Raw genomic sequence first — 15651 nt, forward strand, 5'->3', positions numbered from 1 at the left:
AAAAGTCTCTCTAGCCGACGCAGTACCTGCGGCCTAGTGGGCGAAGGCCACCTTCGCGAGCTCGGCAGTGTTGGTGAGCAAGGGATGTGTGGGCATCACCCGCACGGTGTATCCCACCGGTCCGGTCATCGGAAGCGGCACCGCGACCTCGAAGATGGTCGACTCGTCGGGCAGTCCGCCACCGGCACTCACCGACATCGTCGTGGTGACGGCCTGCGACAGGTTCTCCTCGTCATCGACCCGACCCACGACGGCCTGGACCAGCACCTGGTCCGGGCTCAAACCGGCGAGGTCGACATGAGCGGTGATCGTCATGGTCGAGCCGAGCAGGGGAGTGTCGGGCAGGCCGGCTGTGTCGACATGACGCACCCTCACCGACGGCCAGGCCTCGTCCACCTGCGCCCGGAATCCGGACAGTTCACGGGCCCCGGCGAAGTCGTTGTCCGACACCGCGTGGCCAGAGATGGCTGCAGGCGCGTAGAACTGCTCGGCGTAGTCGCGCACCATGCGCGAGGCCAGGACCTGCGGCCCAAGGGTGTGCAACGTGTGGCGCACCATCTCCACCCATCGGGCCGGGACCCCGTCTTGCCCAACGTCGTAGAACTTGGGCACCACCACGTTCTCGAGCAACTCGTACAGCGCGGCTGCCTCGAGATCGTCGCGCCGGACTTCATCGGTGACGCCGTCCGCTGTCGGGATGGCCCATCCGTTCTCGTTGTCGGACATCTCATCCCACCATCCGTCGAGGATGGACAGGTTCAACCCGCCGTTGAGCGCCGACTTCATGCCAGAGGTACCGCACGCCTCCATCGGTCGCAGCGGATTGTTCAGCCACACATCGCATCCGCCGTACAGGTATCGAGCCATCGACATGTCGTAGTCAGGCAGGAACACGATCCGGTGCCGCACATCGTTGGCGTCGGCGAAGCGAACGATCTTCTGGATGAGTGCCTTGCCGCCCTCGTCGGCCGGATGGGCCTTGCCCGCCACCACGAGTTGCACCGGACGTTCTTTGTCGAGCAACAGCGCTTTGAGGCGATCGGTGTCGCGCAGCATCAGGGTGAGCCGCTTGTACGTCGCTGCGCGTCGGGCGAAACCGATGGTCAGCACTCGCGCGGAGAACACGCCGGCAGTCCAGCCCAGCTCGGCGGCCGAGTAGCCGCGCTCGAGCCCCGACTTGCGCAGGCGCCTGCGGACCTCGGCGATCAACTCGGTGCGCAGTTCATTTCTGGTCTTCCAGATCTGCTCTGCCGGAACATCTTTCATCGCAGCGAGCGCCTCGGTCTCGGTGAGACCGACTGACTCGCCGTCAGTGACCAATTCCGCCCAACGCCGCGACGACCACGTGGGTGCGTGTACCCCGTTGGTCACCGATCCGATGGGTACCTGGGCCGCGTCGAAGCCCGGCCACAGTGGACCGAACATCTCGCGACTGACCGCCCCGTGCAGTTTGGACACACCGTTGGTGCGCTGACCCAGCCGTAAACCCATGTGCGCCATGTTGAACACGGTCGGGTCCTTTTCCCGGCCGAGTTCGAGGATCCTCGCCAACTCGATCCCGGGCAGCAGCGTCGACTGCCCGCCGTCGTCGCCGAAGTAGCGGCGCACCATGTCGATCGGGAACCGGTCGATTCCGGCCGGAACCGGTGTGTGCGTGGTGAACACGGTCGACGCGCGCACCGCGGTGAGGGCCGTGTCGAAGTCGAGCCCGGCGCCGGCCGGACCCACCAGCTCGCGAATCCGCTCGGCGCCCAGGAAACCCGCGTGCCCCTCGTTCATGTGGAAGACGTCGGGGTCGGGCAGAGCGTTGATCCGGGTGTACTCCCGCACCGCGCGCACTCCACCGACACCGGCGAGGATTTCCTGATTGATCCGGTGTTCCTGATCCCCTCCGTAGAGCCGGTCGGTGATCATCCGTAGATCGGTGTCGTTGTCGGGGATGTCGGAGTCCAGGAGCAGCAGTGGGATTCGGCCCACGTCGGCAATCCAGACCTTGGCGTGCAGCACGCGGTTGTCGGGCATCAGAACCCGCACCGTCACCGGATTACCCTCGGCGTCGAGCACCGCTCGCACGGGCAGGCCCTGGGGGTCGAGATTCGGGTAGCGCTCGGTCTGCCATCCGTCCGCCGTCAGAGACTGACGGAAATAGCCGTAGCGGTAGAGCAGTCCTACACCGATCAGCGGCAAGCCCAGGTCAGAGGCCGCTTTGAGGTGATCGCCCGCGAGGATGCCGAGACCACCGGAGTAGATCGGCAGCACTTCCGACACACCGAACTCCATCGAGAAGTAGGCGATCGAGCGAGGGAATCGATTGCCCGAGGCCACCTGCTCCTGGAACCATCGCGGGCTGTTCAGATAGTTCTGCAGATCGGACGCCAACTCGTCCAGGCGACGAAGAAACCCTTCGTCGGCGGCAAGTTCGGACAGCCGCTGCGGTCCGACATCGGCGAGCAGCCGCACCGGATCCTTGCCGGTCGCCCACAGATCTGCATCGATCGATGCGAACAGATCCTGGGTGGCCGGGTGCCACGACCATCGGAGATTGGTCGACAGTTCGGCGAGGGCTGAAAGGGGCTCTGGGAGGTGGGCGCGGACGGTGAAGTGGCGCAGTGCTTTCACCGAGCAAACCCTACCCACGCGACAGCGGGTTCGCGACCCCCGAGAACTTCTGTACATCAGCCCGTCATCAGACGGCCGGACAATTCGGCGGGAGCGCTCGGTATGTGCCCGGCGACCCCCGGCTACGCTCGGGGAATGCAGCGAATTATCGGAACCGAAGTCGAGTACGGAATCTCGGCTCCGAACGATCCCGGTGCCAACCCGATCATGACGTCGACGCAGGCGGTCCTCGCCTATGCAGCGGCCGCCGGGGTGCCCCGCGCCAAGCGCACTCGCTGGGACTACGAGGTGGAGTCGCCGCTGCGTGATGCACGCGGCTTCGACCTCGGTCGCAGTTCGGGCCCGGCACCCATCATCGACGCCGACGAGGTCGGTGCGGCGAACATGATCTTGACCAACGGCGCCCGGCTCTACGTCGACCACGCCCATCCCGAGTACTCGGCGCCCGAGGTGACCGATCCACTCGACGCCGTCATCTGGGACAAGGCGGGGGAGCGCGTGATGGAAGCGGCAGCGCGGCACGTCGCCAGCGTTCCCGGGGCGCCGAAACTACAGCTCTACAAGAACAACATCGACGGAAAGGGTGCCTCCTACGGCACCCATGAGAACTATCTGATGGCCCGGTCCACGCCGTTCACCTCGGTGATCACCGGACTCACCCCGTTCTTCGCCTCCCGACAGGTGATCACCGGATCCGGCCGCGTCGGTATCGGCCAATCCGGTGACGATGCCGGGTTCCAGCTGAGCCAGCGTGCGGACTACATCGAGGTCGAGGTGGGTCTGGAGACCACCCTCAAGCGCGGCATCATCAACACCCGCGACGAACCGCACGCCGACCCCGAGCGCTATCGCCGGCTGCACGTCATCATCGGCGACGCCAACCTGGCCGAGACCGCGACGTACCTCAAGGTGGGAACCGCCTCGCTCGTGCTGGATCTGATCGAGGCCGGCGTCGAACTGGGCGACCTCGAACTGGCTCGCCCGGTCCACGCCGTACACGTCATCAGCCACGACCCCACGCTGCAGACCACGGTCGCGCTGGCGGACGGGCGGGAGATGACGGCGCTGGCGATCCAGCGGATCTATCACGAGCGTTGTGCCGCGTTCCACGACAAGAACAACAGCGATGACCTCAGGGCCAAGGACGTTCTCGACACGTGGGCCGACGTCCTGGACAAGCTCGAACGCGATCCGATGGAATGCGCAAACCTGCTCGACTGGCCGGCGAAACTGCGCCTGCTCGAGGGTTTCCGCAACCGCGAGGGCTTGGCATGGTCGGCACCCCGGTTGCAGCTGGTCGATCTGCAGTACTCCGACGTCCGCCTCGACAAAGGCCTCTACAACCGACTGGTGGCGCGCGGTTCGATGAAGCGGCTCACCACCGAGCAACAGGTGATGGACGCCGTCGGCAATCCCCCGGAGAACACCCGCGCGTACTTCCGCGGTGAATGCCTCAGGCGGTTCGGCGCCGACATAGCCGCCGCCAGCTGGGATTCGGTCATCTTCGATCTGGGCGGCGAGTCCCTGGTCCGCATCCCGACCCTGGAGCCGCTACGAGGCAGCCGCGCACACGTCGGCGAACTGCTCGATTCGGTGAAGTCGGCCGCCGAACTCGTGGAGCAGCTCACGAATTGAGGATCTGGCACGACTCGTATATCCCGAGCGGTGTCGGCTTTGAACGGTAGTGTGAATATACGGACGGCCCCGGCGGGGCCGTGTTCTGAAGGAGGCAGCGATGGCGCAGGAGCAAACCAAGCGTTCAGGCGGTAACGACGACGACAACGATGCCGGTTCGGATTCGGGCGCGGGTCAAGAGCGTCGCGAGAAGCTGGCCGACGACACCGACGACCTGCTCGACGAGATCGATGACGTGCTCGAGGAGAACGCCGAAGACTTTGTGCGCGCCTATGTCCAGAAGGGCGGCCAGTGACCGATCGAATCCAGTCACTTGGTCAGGACATCTCGTCGTTCTCCGACTACCTGCGTAACCACGCGCCAGACCTGTTGCCGGTCAACCGGTTTCCCGAGGGGGTAACTGCGAACATCCCGCACGGAACAACCATCGTCGCCATTGCCTATCCGGGTGGCGTGGTGTTGGCCGGCGACCGCAGAGCCACCGCGGGCAACATGATCGCCAGTCGCGACATGCGCAAGGTGTTCATCACTGACGATTACTCGGCGGCAGGTATCGCCGGCACAGCGGGCGTCGCCGTGGAGATGATCCGGCTCTTCGCCGTCGAACTCGAGCACTACGAGAAGATCGAGGGTGTCTCGCTCACCCTCGACGGCAAAGTCAATCGACTTGCCTCGATGGTTCGCTCCAACCTCCAGGCGGCCATGGCCGGACTCGCAGCCATCCCTCTGCTCGTCGGTTACGACTCCGATTCGATCGACCCGCAGCGGCCGGGTCGCATCTTCTCGTTCGACGTCGCGGGGGACCGCCACGAGGAACACGGCGGATTCCAGGCGATCGGGTCGGGCTCGGTGTTCGCGAAGTCGGCTATCAAGAAACTCTATCGACACGACCTGACCGGCCCCCAAGCTCTCGAGATCGCTGTCGAATCGCTGTACGACGCGGCCGACGACGACTCCGCCACCGGTGGTCCCGACATGGTCCGGGGGCTGTACCCGACTGCCGCGGTGGTGACCGCCGAAGGTGCAGCCGAGGTGTCGGCCGCCCAGATCGAAGAGGCGGCCCGATCGGTGATCACCCGTCGCTCCGCCGTCGAAGGGACTCAGTCATGACGTTCCCGTATTACGCCAGCGCCGAACAGATCATGCGTGACCGGTCAGAACTGGCACGCAAGGGTATTGCCCGGGGCCGCAGCGTCATCGCGTTGACCTACGCCGACGGAGTGCTCTTCGTCGCCGAGAATCCCTCGAACACACTGCGCAAGGTCAGCGAGATCTATGACCGGATCGGGTTTGCCGCGGTCGGCAAGTACAACGAGTTCGAGAGCCTGCGCAAGGCCGGTATCCAGCACGCGGACATGCGTGGCTACAACTACGACCGCGCCGACGTGAGTGGGTTGTCGCTCGCCAACGCCTACGCCAACACACTCGGCTCGGTGTTCACCGAGCAGCCGAAACCGTTCGAGGTCGAGCTGTGTGTGGCCGAGGTGAGTCGGCCCGGGAAGCCTGGCCCGTCCCAGCTGTACCGGATCACCTATGACGGATCCATCGTCGACGAGACACGGTTCCTGGTCATGGGTGGCGCCACCGAGGCGATCTCGGCTTCCATGAAGGACGCTTACGACGGGAACGCCGATCTACGAGGCGCGTTGGCCTCGGCGATCAAGGCGCTCGAAACCCCGCCTGCGCCCAACGGTTCGAGCTCCGGCTCGAGCTCGAGCGCCACGGTCGCCGAGCCGCGCAAGCTCGAACCGGGCGACCTCGAGGTGGCAATTCTGGATCACGGACGGCCTCGACGAGCGTTCCGACGGCTGACCGGAACCGCTTTGGTGGACCTGTTGCCAGAACGTCCTTCCACCGACTCCGATGGCGCCACCGGCGCGACCGGTGCCGGTGGCTCCATTGGAACCGAAAGCTGAATCCGTACCCACTCGGATACTCGGCGGTAGGGTTGAAATCGTGCAGCGACGAATTATGGGTATCGAAACCGAATTCGGTGTCACATGTACTTTTCATGGGCACCGCCGGCTCAGTCCCGATGAAGTCGCTCGATATCTGTTCCGCCGGGTGGTGTCGTGGGGCCGTTCGTCGAACGTGTTCTTGCAGAACGGGGCACGCCTCTACCTCGACGTCGGTTCGCACCCCGAGTACGCCACGGCCGAGTGCGACAACCTGCAACAACTGATCGAGCACGACCGCGCGGGCGAACTCGTACTCGAGGATCTGCTCATCGACGCCGAACGTCGATTGGCCGACGAGGGTATCGGTGGGGACATCTACCTGTTCAAGAACAACACCGACTCCGCAGGCAACTCGTACGGTTGCCACGAGAACTACCTGGTGGTGCGTGCCGGTGAGTTCTCGAAGATCTCGGACGTCCTGCTCCCGTTCCTCGTCACCCGGCAATTGATCTGCGGCGCAGGCAAAGTCTTGCAGACGCCCAAGGCGGCCACATTCTGTCTGTCGCAGCGCGCCGAGCACATCTGGGAGGGTGTGTCATCGGCGACCACCCGCAGCCGGCCGATCATCAACACCCGCGACGAGCCGCACGCCGACGCCGAGAAGTATCGCCGGCTCCACGTGATCGTCGGCGATTCGAACATGGCCGAGACCACCACGATGCTCAAAGTGGGTTCGGCAGCTCTGGTCCTGGAGATGATCGAGGCCGGCGTCGCCTTCCGTGACTTCGCCTTGGACAACCCGATTCGGGCGATCCGCGAGGTGTCGCACGACCTCACCGGACGCCGCCCGGTTCGCCTGGCCGGCGGCCGCCAGGCCAGCGCCCTGGACATCCAGCGGGAGTACCACGCCCGAGCTGTCGAGCACCTGCGCACCCGTAAACCAGATCAGCAGATGACCCAGGTCGTCGACCTGTGGGGCCGGATGCTCGATGCGGTCGAGCAGCAGGACTACGCCAAGGTGGACACCGAGGTCGACTGGGTCATCAAGCGCAAGCTGTTCCAGCGCTACCAGGACCGCTACTCGATGGATCTGTCTGATCCCAAGATCTCTCAGCTGGACCTCGCGTACCACGACATCAAACGAGGCCGCGGTGTCTTCGATCTGCTTCAGCGCAAGGGCCTGGCCGCGCGCGTCACCACCGACGAGGCCATCGCCGCGGCGGTGGACACACCGCCTCAGACCACGCGCGCCAAGCTTCGCGGCGACTTCATCGCGGCCGCGCAGAAGGCCGGCCGCGACTTCACCGTCGACTGGGTGCATCTGAAATTGAACGACCAAGCGCAGCGGACGGTGCTCTGCAAGGACCCGTTCCGCAATGTCGATGAGCGCGTCGATCGCCTGATTGCCTCTATGTAGCGAGGCCGACATTAAGCTGTCCGGGTGGCGATCAATAAGGTTGAACGATTGATGAACCTGGTCATCTGTCTGCTGGCCACCCGGCAATACCTCTCGGCCGACCAGATCCGCAGTAGTGTCGCCGGATACCAGGACTCCAAATCCGACGAGGCATTCAATCGGATGTTCGAGCGGGACAAGACCGAGTTGCGCGATCTCGGCATCCCGCTGGAGACGGGGCGCAGTTCTGGGTTCTCGCCGGTCGACGGTTACCGAATCAACCGCGAATCCTACGAGTTGCCCGACATCGACCTCGACACCGACGAGGCCGCCGCTGTCGCTTTGGCCGCCGCGCTGTGGGACACCCCCGAGTTGGCGGCCACCAGCAACAGCGCGCTGATGAAGTTGCGTGCCGCAGGTGTGCAGATGGATTCCGAATCCGCCTTCGACGCCGGTGCCACCGCGATCCACTCGAGTGCCCCTCGTGGAATCGGGTCGCCAGAAGTCCTCGGAACGTTGCTGGCCGCTCTGGAGGAGAGCCGGCCGGTGCGGTTCGAACATCGCTCATCGCGCACCGCGCCCTACGTCACCCGCACGGTCGAACCGTGGGGCGTGGTCACCCATCAAGGTCGTTGGTACCTCGTCGGCCACGACCGCGACCGCGGACAAACCCGCACGTTCCGGTTGACGCGTATCGCATCGGTCACCCCGTTCGGCAAGGCCGGCGACGTCGCCCGGCCCGGAGATGTGGATTTACGGGCCATCGTGGGCGCGGCCGTCGACCGCTCGGGGCCTGCGGTCACTGCCCATGTGTGGGTCGCCGCGAACCGCGCCGCCGGGCTGCGACGGATCGCGAAGGGGGAGGAGCCCGGCGACCACAACGGGCGACAGGGGTCTGTTCTCCAGATCGAGATGAGGTCGGTGGACGGATTGACCCGACAGGTTCTCGGAGCGGGGACAGACGCGGTGGTGATCGATCCCCCCGAACTACGCAACACGGTGATCGACGGTCTCAAAAGCCTTGCGGGGGCGAGCTCGTGAGCTCGGGAACAAGTCGGCTCACCCGCCTGCTCGTGATGGTGCCGTACTTCTTGGCGAACCCCGGGGTCAGCGCTGCAGAAGCGGCTCGGGACCTCGGTACCACGCCGAAGCAGGTGATGGACGACCTCAATCAACTGTGGATGTGCGGACTGCCGGGGTATTCGCCCGGCGACCTCATCGACCTGTCGTTCACCGAGGACAGCGTCGAGGTGACATTCTCGGCAGGCATCGACCGACCGCTCAAGCTCACCGCGGCCGAAGCCGCACCACTGCTGGTGGCCCTGCGCTCGCTGATCGACGCATCGGGGGTGGTGGATGCTGCTGCTGCGCGGCGGGCGATCGCCAAGATCGAGAACGCGATGGGCACCCCGATAGGGGAAGCCGTCACCGAGACACCGACCGCCGACTCCGAGCCTGCCGAGTCGCCTGCGGTGATCGCCGTGCGGGATGCAGTACGTCAGCGTCATGCGGTTCGGCTGCGGTACTACTCCGCATCTCGCGACGAGGTCACCGAGCGGGTCGTCGACCCCATCCGTATCCAGGCGGTGGACGGTCGCGGATACCTGGAGGGCTGGTGCCGTTCGAGTGGCGGTATCCGGTTGTTCCGTTTCGACCGGATCGACGAGGCATCGGTACTCGACGAGGTGGCCCGGCCACCGGCTACCGCGGAGTCCGACCAGACGCTTGCGCTCTTCGAATCCGACCCCACGCTGCCGCAGGCGGTGATCGAGATCGATCCGGAGGTTGTCTGGGTTCTCGACTATTACCTGATCGAGCCGGTTGATCCTGACGGGATCGCGGGTTCGGATCGGCCGGTGCTGGCGACGATGACGTACGGGTCAAGCGAATGGCTCACCCGGTTTGTTCTCGGTTTCGGTGGCAAGATCAAGGTGCTCAATGCCGACGAGATGGCCGCGGACATCCAGGCCAGGGCAGCTGCGACGCTGGCGATGTACAGCTGAACAACCGCCGAGCGTCGGCACTCACACGTCGACTGCCCGGTTTCCGGGTAGCATCGCAGACATACTCGATTGGGAGAGGTAACCGCACCATGAACGCATTACAGCCTTGGCACATCATCCTGGTGGTGGTCGTTTTTCTGATCCTTTTCGGATCAAAGAAGCTTCCTGACGCCGCGCGCGGACTGGGCCGGTCGATGCGCATCTTCAAGAGCGAGGTCAAGGAGATGCAGAACGACGGCAAGTCGGACACGGAGACACCGAATACGACCGCCGCGACCCCGGACCCACGACAGATCACCACGGGTACGGACGCTGCTTCGGCCACCAGCACCGAATCCGAACGCAGATCTGCCTGAGCGTTTCCACCGCCGTACGGCCGGCACAGGACGACGACCTCTTCATGGACCACACTGCGGACCGGAGAGGTCGCTTTCTGTTCGGCGCACCTCTCACTGACCTGAATAGTTCACACCGTGCGCATTCCTCTTGACCCTCGGCGCCGCAAGCGCAAGGTGAACCCCGACGGAACGATGTCGTTGGTGGACCACCTGCGTGAATTGCGGACCCGGCTGCTGATCTCGGTGGCCGCGATAGCACTCACCACGATCCTCGGTTTCGTGTGGTACTCCCACGGCTTCCTGGGTATCGACTCGCTCGGCGATCTCCTGCGTGAGCCCTACTGCAACCTGCCGGAATCCTCCCGCGCCAATCTCACCGGCGACGATGCCTGCCGTCTTCTCGCGACCGGTCCGTTCGACCAGTTCATGCTGCGATTGAAGGTGGCGCTGACTGCCGGTTTCGTGATGGCGTGCCCGATCTGGTTCTACCAACTGTGGGAGTTCATCACCCCGGGCATGGTTGAGAAGGAACGCAAGTACGCGGTCTCGTTCGTCAGCTGCGCGGCCCTGCTGTTCCTCGCCGGAACGGTGCTTGCGTACCTGGTCATGACCAAGGCGTTCGAGGTCCTGCTGACCATCGGTGACAACGTGCAGATCACCGCGCTCGCCGGCGACCAGTACTTCAACTTCCTGCTGCATCTGCTGATCATCTTCGGGGTGAGTTTCGAACTGCCGTTGTTGATCGTGGCCCTGAACATGATCGGCGTGCTCAGCTACGAGCGACTCAAGGCCTGGCGCCGCGGACTGATCTTCGGCATGTTCGTGTTCGCCGCGTTCTTCACACCGGGCTCTGATCCGTTCACGATGCTCGCGTTGGCGGGTGCGTTGACGATCCTGCTCGAGATGGCCATCCAGATCGCCCATCTCCACGACTACCGCAAGGCAAAACGTCAGGAAGCCGAATGGGGAGACGTCAGTGATGACGAGGCCTCGCCGATCGGCGGCCCGACAGGATCAGTGCCCGCTTCCGGCCCGGTCGAGCGCCCCGCGCCGGTGTCGACGGCCCCTTCGATGAGCGGAGCCGATCACTTCGATGACACTCTCTGAGGCGCAACTAGAGCTGGACACGTTTGCGGGGCGTCAGCCATTTGCCCTCGATCCGTTCCAGCGTGATGCCTGCTCGGCGCTCGCCGACGGACACGGCGTCCTGGTATGCGCGCCCACCGGTGCAGGCAAGACGATTGTCGGCGAGTTCGCCGTGCATCTCGCCCTGGCCGCCGGCACCAAGTGCTTCTACACCACCCCCATCAAGGCGTTGAGCAACCAGAAGTACGCGGATCTGGTCCGGGCACACGGTGCGGAGTCCATCGGTCTGCTCACCGGCGATTCGTCGATCAATTCCTCGGCACCCGTGGTGGTCATGACCACCGAGGTGTTGCGGAACATGATCTACGCCAATTCGCCCGCGCTCGAACGTCTTTCGCATGTGGTGATGGATGAGGTCCACTTCCTGGCCGACCGCTTTCGCGGCGCGGTGTGGGAGGAGGTCATCCTGCATCTTGCTCCTTCGGTCCGTGTGGTGAGCCTGTCGGCGACGGTCAGCAACGCCGAAGAGTTCGGTGCGTGGATCCAGACCGTCCGTGGAGACACCACGGTGATCGTCGACGAACATCGGCCCGTGCCACTCAGTCAGCACATGCTGGTCGGCAACCGACTCTTCGACCTGTTCGACCACCGTGATGCCACTGCACCGAACAAGAAGCCCGCAGTCAATCCAGAACTCACCCGCTACATCCGGCATCGTGAACTCGCGGCGCGACGCGATGACGATTTTCCTCCACGCGGACGCGGTCGGCGCGGACCCCAACGTGGCGAGGGGCGTCGTGGGGGCGTTCCGAGACCGGTTTCCCGGCCCGACCTCATCGCGCGTCTCGATCGTGAAGGTCTGCTGCCCGCAATCAGTTTCATCTTCTCGCGAGCAGGATGCGAGGGTGCACTGAGCCAGTGCCTGCGTTCAGGCCTCCGGTTGCTCGAGCCCGACCAGGCCAAGCAGGTCGACATCATCGTCGACAAATACGTCGCCGAACTCTCCGCAGCCGATCAGGACATACTCGGTGTGCCCGCGTGGCGCGAAGGTCTCACACGAGGGTTCGCCGCCCACCACGCCGGACTCCTGCCCGCGTTTCGTCATGCCGTCGAAGAATTGTTCGTCAAGGGTCTCGTCAAAGCCGTGTTCGCCACCGAGACACTGGCTTTGGGCATCAACATGCCGGCACGATCGGTGGTCTTGGAGCGGTTGATCAAGTTCAACGGCGAGGCGCATGTCGACCTGACGCCTGGGGAGTACACCCAGCTGACCGGGCGAGCCGGGCGTCGAGGGATCGACATCGAGGGCCACGCAGTGGTCGTGTGGACCGACGATCTCGAACCGACGCGGGTCGCAGGCCTGGCGGGTGCCCGCACGTTCCCGTTGCGCAGTTCCTTTGCGCCCGAGTACAACATGGCCGTGAACCTGATCGGGCGGTTGGGTTTGGCGGGTGCACGAAATCTGCTGGATCGGTCGTTTGCACAGTTTCAGGCGGACAAGTCGGTGGTCGGTCAGGCCCGGCAGATCGACACCGCGCGCCGTCAACTGCGCAAGATCGAGGTCGAACTGGAAGGCCGCGCCGAGGGCCGCGGCCTCGACGAGGGCATCGACGGGTTCTTGGGTTACACCAGGTTGCGTGAGCAGATCCGGTCTAGAGAGCGCTCTCTCAAGTTCGAGTCACGGATGGCCTCGCAGCAGAGCACGGTCGAAGATCTGTCCGCACTCAAGCGCGGTCAGGTCATCGGCCTGCACGGTGGCCGGCACCGAGGGCTCGCGGTGGTTCTCGAACCGGCGACAGACATTCGCGATCCCAAGCCGCTCGTGATCTGCGAAGACGCTTGGTGTGGCAGGGTCGGTCCCCGCGACTTCCTGAACCCGCCCCAGGTACTCGGCAACATGCGGCTCGCCAAGCAGATCGACAGGCGAACGGGGCGTGGTCGACGAGACCTCGCGTCTGCGTTGCGGTCGTCGGGCATCGACATGCCCCGCGGTAAACAGGCGAAGCGCGCCCGTGCGGCAGATGACCGCGAATTGAGTCGTTTGCGTAGCGAATTGCGCAATCACCCAGCACATCAGATTCCTCAGGACGACGAACTCTTTCGGTTGGCCGAACGACGAAACCGGGTTGCGCGTGAGATCTCGGCGCTCGAAGAGTCGGTTGCTCAGCGGACGTCGACGTTGTCGATCAACTTCAACCGCATCGTGGCGGTGCTCATCGAACTGGGTTACCTCGAGAAGGCGGAGTCGGAGGGCGAGCTGAACATCACGTCGGCAGGCGACACCCTGAGCCGCGTGTACAGCGAGAGCGACCTGTTGATCTGTCAGTGCATCAGAGACGGCCTGTGGGATGAGCTGGGTCCGTCCGAACTCGCGGCTGTCGCATCGTCGGTGGTCTACGAATCCCGCCGCGACTCGTACGGTGGTGCCGAGCTCGTCACCGGAGTGGTCAGTGTGCGCGACGCACTGCACCGGACCCACTCGGCCTGGCACGACCTGACCCGCCTGGAGATGAAGCACCTCGTGGAACCCACGCGGGAGCCCGACGCCGGGTTCGCCACGGCGATTCATCTGTGGGCATCGGGCCGAGGTCTCACCGAGGTGCTCGCGGCGGCCGGGGAGCGCGGCACCTCACTTCCGGCCGGTGATTTTGTCCGATGGAGCCGCCAGGTCATCGACCTGCTCGAACAGATCAGAACCGCCGCAAGCCTGCAGACATCAGGGCAGTCGCGTCTGACCCGCTCCGCCTCTGCGGCCATCGCCAGTATCCGAAAAGGCGTGGTGGCCGTCGAACTCGGCTGAACCGTGCGCTCCGGCCGGTCTACCTCTGCGTTTGCCGGTCGCGTCTGCTGAACCGTTTGATGGGTGTGCGGTATGTTCGGGGTCGGTAATTCTGGCACCGCGAGTCTCCACGGTGCGGACAAGCGGAGGGAACACATGAGCGGGCCCAACGACCCCAACAACCCCGGATCGCCTGAACAGTGGCAGCAGGGTCAGCAACCGGGCCCGTGGGGTCAACCGACACAGGGCCCGCCACCGGGGCAGGGGTGGGGTCAGCAGCCGCCGCAGCAGTACCCGCCTCAGCAGAACCCAGGTCAGCAGGGGCCCAGCCAGTATCAGCCGCCCAATTACCCGCAGCAGGGCGGCCAATACGGCCAGCCACAGGGACAGCCTGGCAATTACGGCCAACCTCAAGGTCAGCAACCCGGTTACGGCCAGCCCCAGGGCCAGTACGGACAACCTGGTCCGTACGGGCAGCCCGGGCAGTACGGACAGCCGGGCCCCGGTGGCTCTGATCAGTTCTCGGCGATGGCTCAGCCGAAGTCGGGAAAGAAGCTGCCCCTCATCATCGGGGCGTCCGTGGTGGCGTTGATCGCAGTGATCTTGGCCGTCACAGCGTTTCTCGCACCGGGATTCGCCGTCACGAAGGTACTCAGCCAGGAGGCGGCCCAGGAGGGTGTCAAAACCGTTCTGGAGAACGACTATCAGGCAGAGGGCGTCGAAAACGTCAAGTGCCCCAAGGACAAAGAGATCAAGAAGGGCGACAGCTTCACCTGCACGGTGACGGTGAGCGGCGCCAATCAGCAGGTCAAGATCACGTTCCTCGACGATGACGGCAAATACGAGGTGGGTCAGCCGACCGCCGGCTGATGCCTGCGGTCGGCCGCTTGTCGTTACTGATCAGGGGAACTGCCAGCCCAGTGCTTTCCCGAGTCGGGAGACCGCCGAGCCGATGCCGAGCTCCTCGATCAGGTCGGCCAGCGCGGCCGGATCTGCCGGCTCGCTGGGCAACCGGTCGTCCCCGCTGCTGATTATCTCTGCGTCGGTTCGAACGAACACAACCGTGCGAGCGGCACTCAGATAGTCGGCGGCAGCCTTGAGAGACGTGCGTTGGCGGGTGGAGATCCGCTTGTCGGCGGTGGTTGAAGCGACGCGCTCCAGTTCGTCGAGAGTCCCGAACGCCTGCAACAGTTTTGACGCTGTTTTCTCCCCGATTCCGGCCACCCCGGGCAGTCCGTCGGATGGGTCACCCCGGAGGATGGCCATCTCGGCGTACGCCGAACCCGGGTCGGATGTCGGCACGTCGTATCGTTCGGCGAGTTCGGCAGGTCCGTACATCTCGGCCTTCGCGAGCCCGCGTCCCACGTACAGAACCCGGACCGGAACAGGGTCGTCTGCCACCACTTGCAGGAGGTCTCGGTCTCCACTGACCACCACCACCGGATCCACGGCTTCGGTGTGGGCGAGGGTACCGATCACGTCATCGGCCTCGCAGCCTTCTGCGCCGGCGGTTGAGATCCCGGCTGCCGCGAGAACGTTCATGATCATGTCGACTTGGGGTGTCAGTGTGTCGGGCACCTCTTCCGATCCGTCTCCCGCGGCGTCGGCTACACGGTGCGCCTTGTACGACGGGATGAGGTCCGTGCGAAATGTGGGTCGCCACGAGAGGTCCAGACACACAACCAATCGATGGGGATGCTCGCGGGTGACCAGGGCGGCGATCATGTCGAGGAATCCACGGACGGCGTTGACCGGACGTCCGTCAGGAGCGGTCATCTTCTCCGGAAGAGCGTGAAAAGCCCGGAACCACAGACTCGCACCGTCTAGCAGCATCACTGGTTGGTTCATGGCGTAAACCATGCCAGATCCACCAACGGGTGATTGCTCGTCCCGGTGA

At 64.5% G+C, this 15651-nt stretch carries 13 protein-coding genes; 11 read left to right on the top strand and 2 right to left on the bottom strand.

Features of this window, described 5'->3' with window-relative positions:
• Positions 1-33: 33 nt before the first annotated feature.
• Positions 34-2619 carry an alpha-glucan family phosphorylase gene (gene glgP, locus KXR83_RS10855; RefSeq protein ID WP_437424831.1) on the bottom strand — a complete coding sequence of 862 codons (2586 nt, stop codon included), beginning with the start codon at positions 2617-2619 and terminating at the stop codon, positions 34-36.
• A 135-nt stretch (positions 2620-2754) separates the two neighbouring features.
• Here glgP and dop point away from each other — a divergent pair, with 135 nt between their 5' ends.
• The 11 genes from dop to KXR83_RS10910 all read left to right on the top strand — a co-directional run bounded on the left by dop (position 2755) and on the right by KXR83_RS10910 (position 14624).
• Positions 2755-4254: a depupylase/deamidase Dop gene (dop, locus tag KXR83_RS10860; RefSeq protein ID WP_437424832.1), complete on the top strand. Its 1500-nt coding sequence runs from the start codon at positions 2755-2757 to the stop codon at positions 4252-4254.
• Between the two features lie 100 nt (positions 4255-4354).
• Positions 4355-4549, top strand: a complete 195-nt coding sequence (locus KXR83_RS10865; protein WP_023959236.1) for a ubiquitin-like protein Pup — start codon at positions 4355-4357, stop codon at positions 4547-4549.
• A complete protein-coding gene (gene prcB, locus KXR83_RS10870) occupies positions 4546-5364 on the top strand; it encodes a proteasome subunit beta (RefSeq protein WP_437424833.1) in 819 nt (272 codons plus the stop codon). The genes KXR83_RS10865 and prcB overlap by 4 nt, the downstream gene beginning before the upstream one ends.
• A complete protein-coding gene (prcA, locus tag KXR83_RS10875; protein WP_437424834.1) occupies positions 5361-6170 on the top strand; it encodes a proteasome subunit alpha in 810 nt (269 codons plus the stop codon). The genes prcB and prcA overlap by 4 nt, the downstream gene beginning before the upstream one ends.
• Before the next feature lie 40 nt (positions 6171-6210).
• On the top strand, positions 6211-7569 hold the full coding sequence (gene pafA, locus KXR83_RS10880) for a Pup--protein ligase (RefSeq protein ID WP_081729813.1): 1359 nt from the start codon (positions 6211-6213) through the stop codon (positions 7567-7569).
• A 24-nt stretch (positions 7570-7593) separates the two neighbouring features.
• Positions 7594-8589: a helix-turn-helix transcriptional regulator gene (locus KXR83_RS10885; RefSeq protein WP_437424835.1), complete on the top strand. Its 996-nt coding sequence runs from the start codon at positions 7594-7596 to the stop codon at positions 8587-8589.
• Complete coding sequence (locus KXR83_RS10890; protein WP_437424836.1) at positions 8586-9551, top strand: helix-turn-helix transcriptional regulator; 966 nt, start codon at positions 8586-8588, stop codon at positions 9549-9551. Before KXR83_RS10885 ends, KXR83_RS10890 begins: the two co-directional genes overlap by 4 nt.
• 89 nt (positions 9552-9640) lie before the next feature.
• Positions 9641-9907: a Sec-independent protein translocase subunit TatA gene (gene tatA / locus KXR83_RS10895; RefSeq protein WP_437424837.1), complete on the top strand. Its 267-nt coding sequence runs from the start codon at positions 9641-9643 to the stop codon at positions 9905-9907.
• Between the two features lie 117 nt (positions 9908-10024).
• Positions 10025-10996, top strand: a complete 972-nt coding sequence (gene tatC, locus KXR83_RS10900; RefSeq protein WP_437424838.1) for a twin-arginine translocase subunit TatC — start codon at positions 10025-10027, stop codon at positions 10994-10996.
• Positions 10983-13775 carry a DEAD/DEAH box helicase gene (locus tag KXR83_RS10905; protein WP_437424839.1) on the top strand — a complete coding sequence of 931 codons (2793 nt, stop codon included), beginning with the start codon at positions 10983-10985 and terminating at the stop codon, positions 13773-13775. The genes tatC and KXR83_RS10905 overlap by 14 nt, the downstream gene beginning before the upstream one ends.
• A gap of 135 nt (positions 13776-13910) precedes the next feature.
• Complete coding sequence (locus KXR83_RS10910) at positions 13911-14624, top strand: DUF4333 domain-containing protein (protein WP_437424840.1); 714 nt, start codon at positions 13911-13913, stop codon at positions 14622-14624.
• Positions 14625-14654: 30 nt separating this feature from the next.
• Here the strand turns inward: KXR83_RS10910 and KXR83_RS10915 are convergent, their stop codons facing one another.
• Positions 14655-15587, bottom strand: a complete 933-nt coding sequence (locus tag KXR83_RS10915) for a 5'-3' exonuclease (protein WP_437424953.1) — start codon at positions 15585-15587, stop codon at positions 14655-14657.
• Positions 15588-15651 lie beyond the last annotated feature (64 nt).

Origin of the sequence: Williamsia muralis (assembly GCF_051487485.1) — a bacterium.
In the GTDB taxonomy this organism is placed as follows: domain Bacteria; phylum Actinomycetota; class Actinomycetes; order Mycobacteriales; family Mycobacteriaceae; genus Williamsia; species Williamsia muralis_B.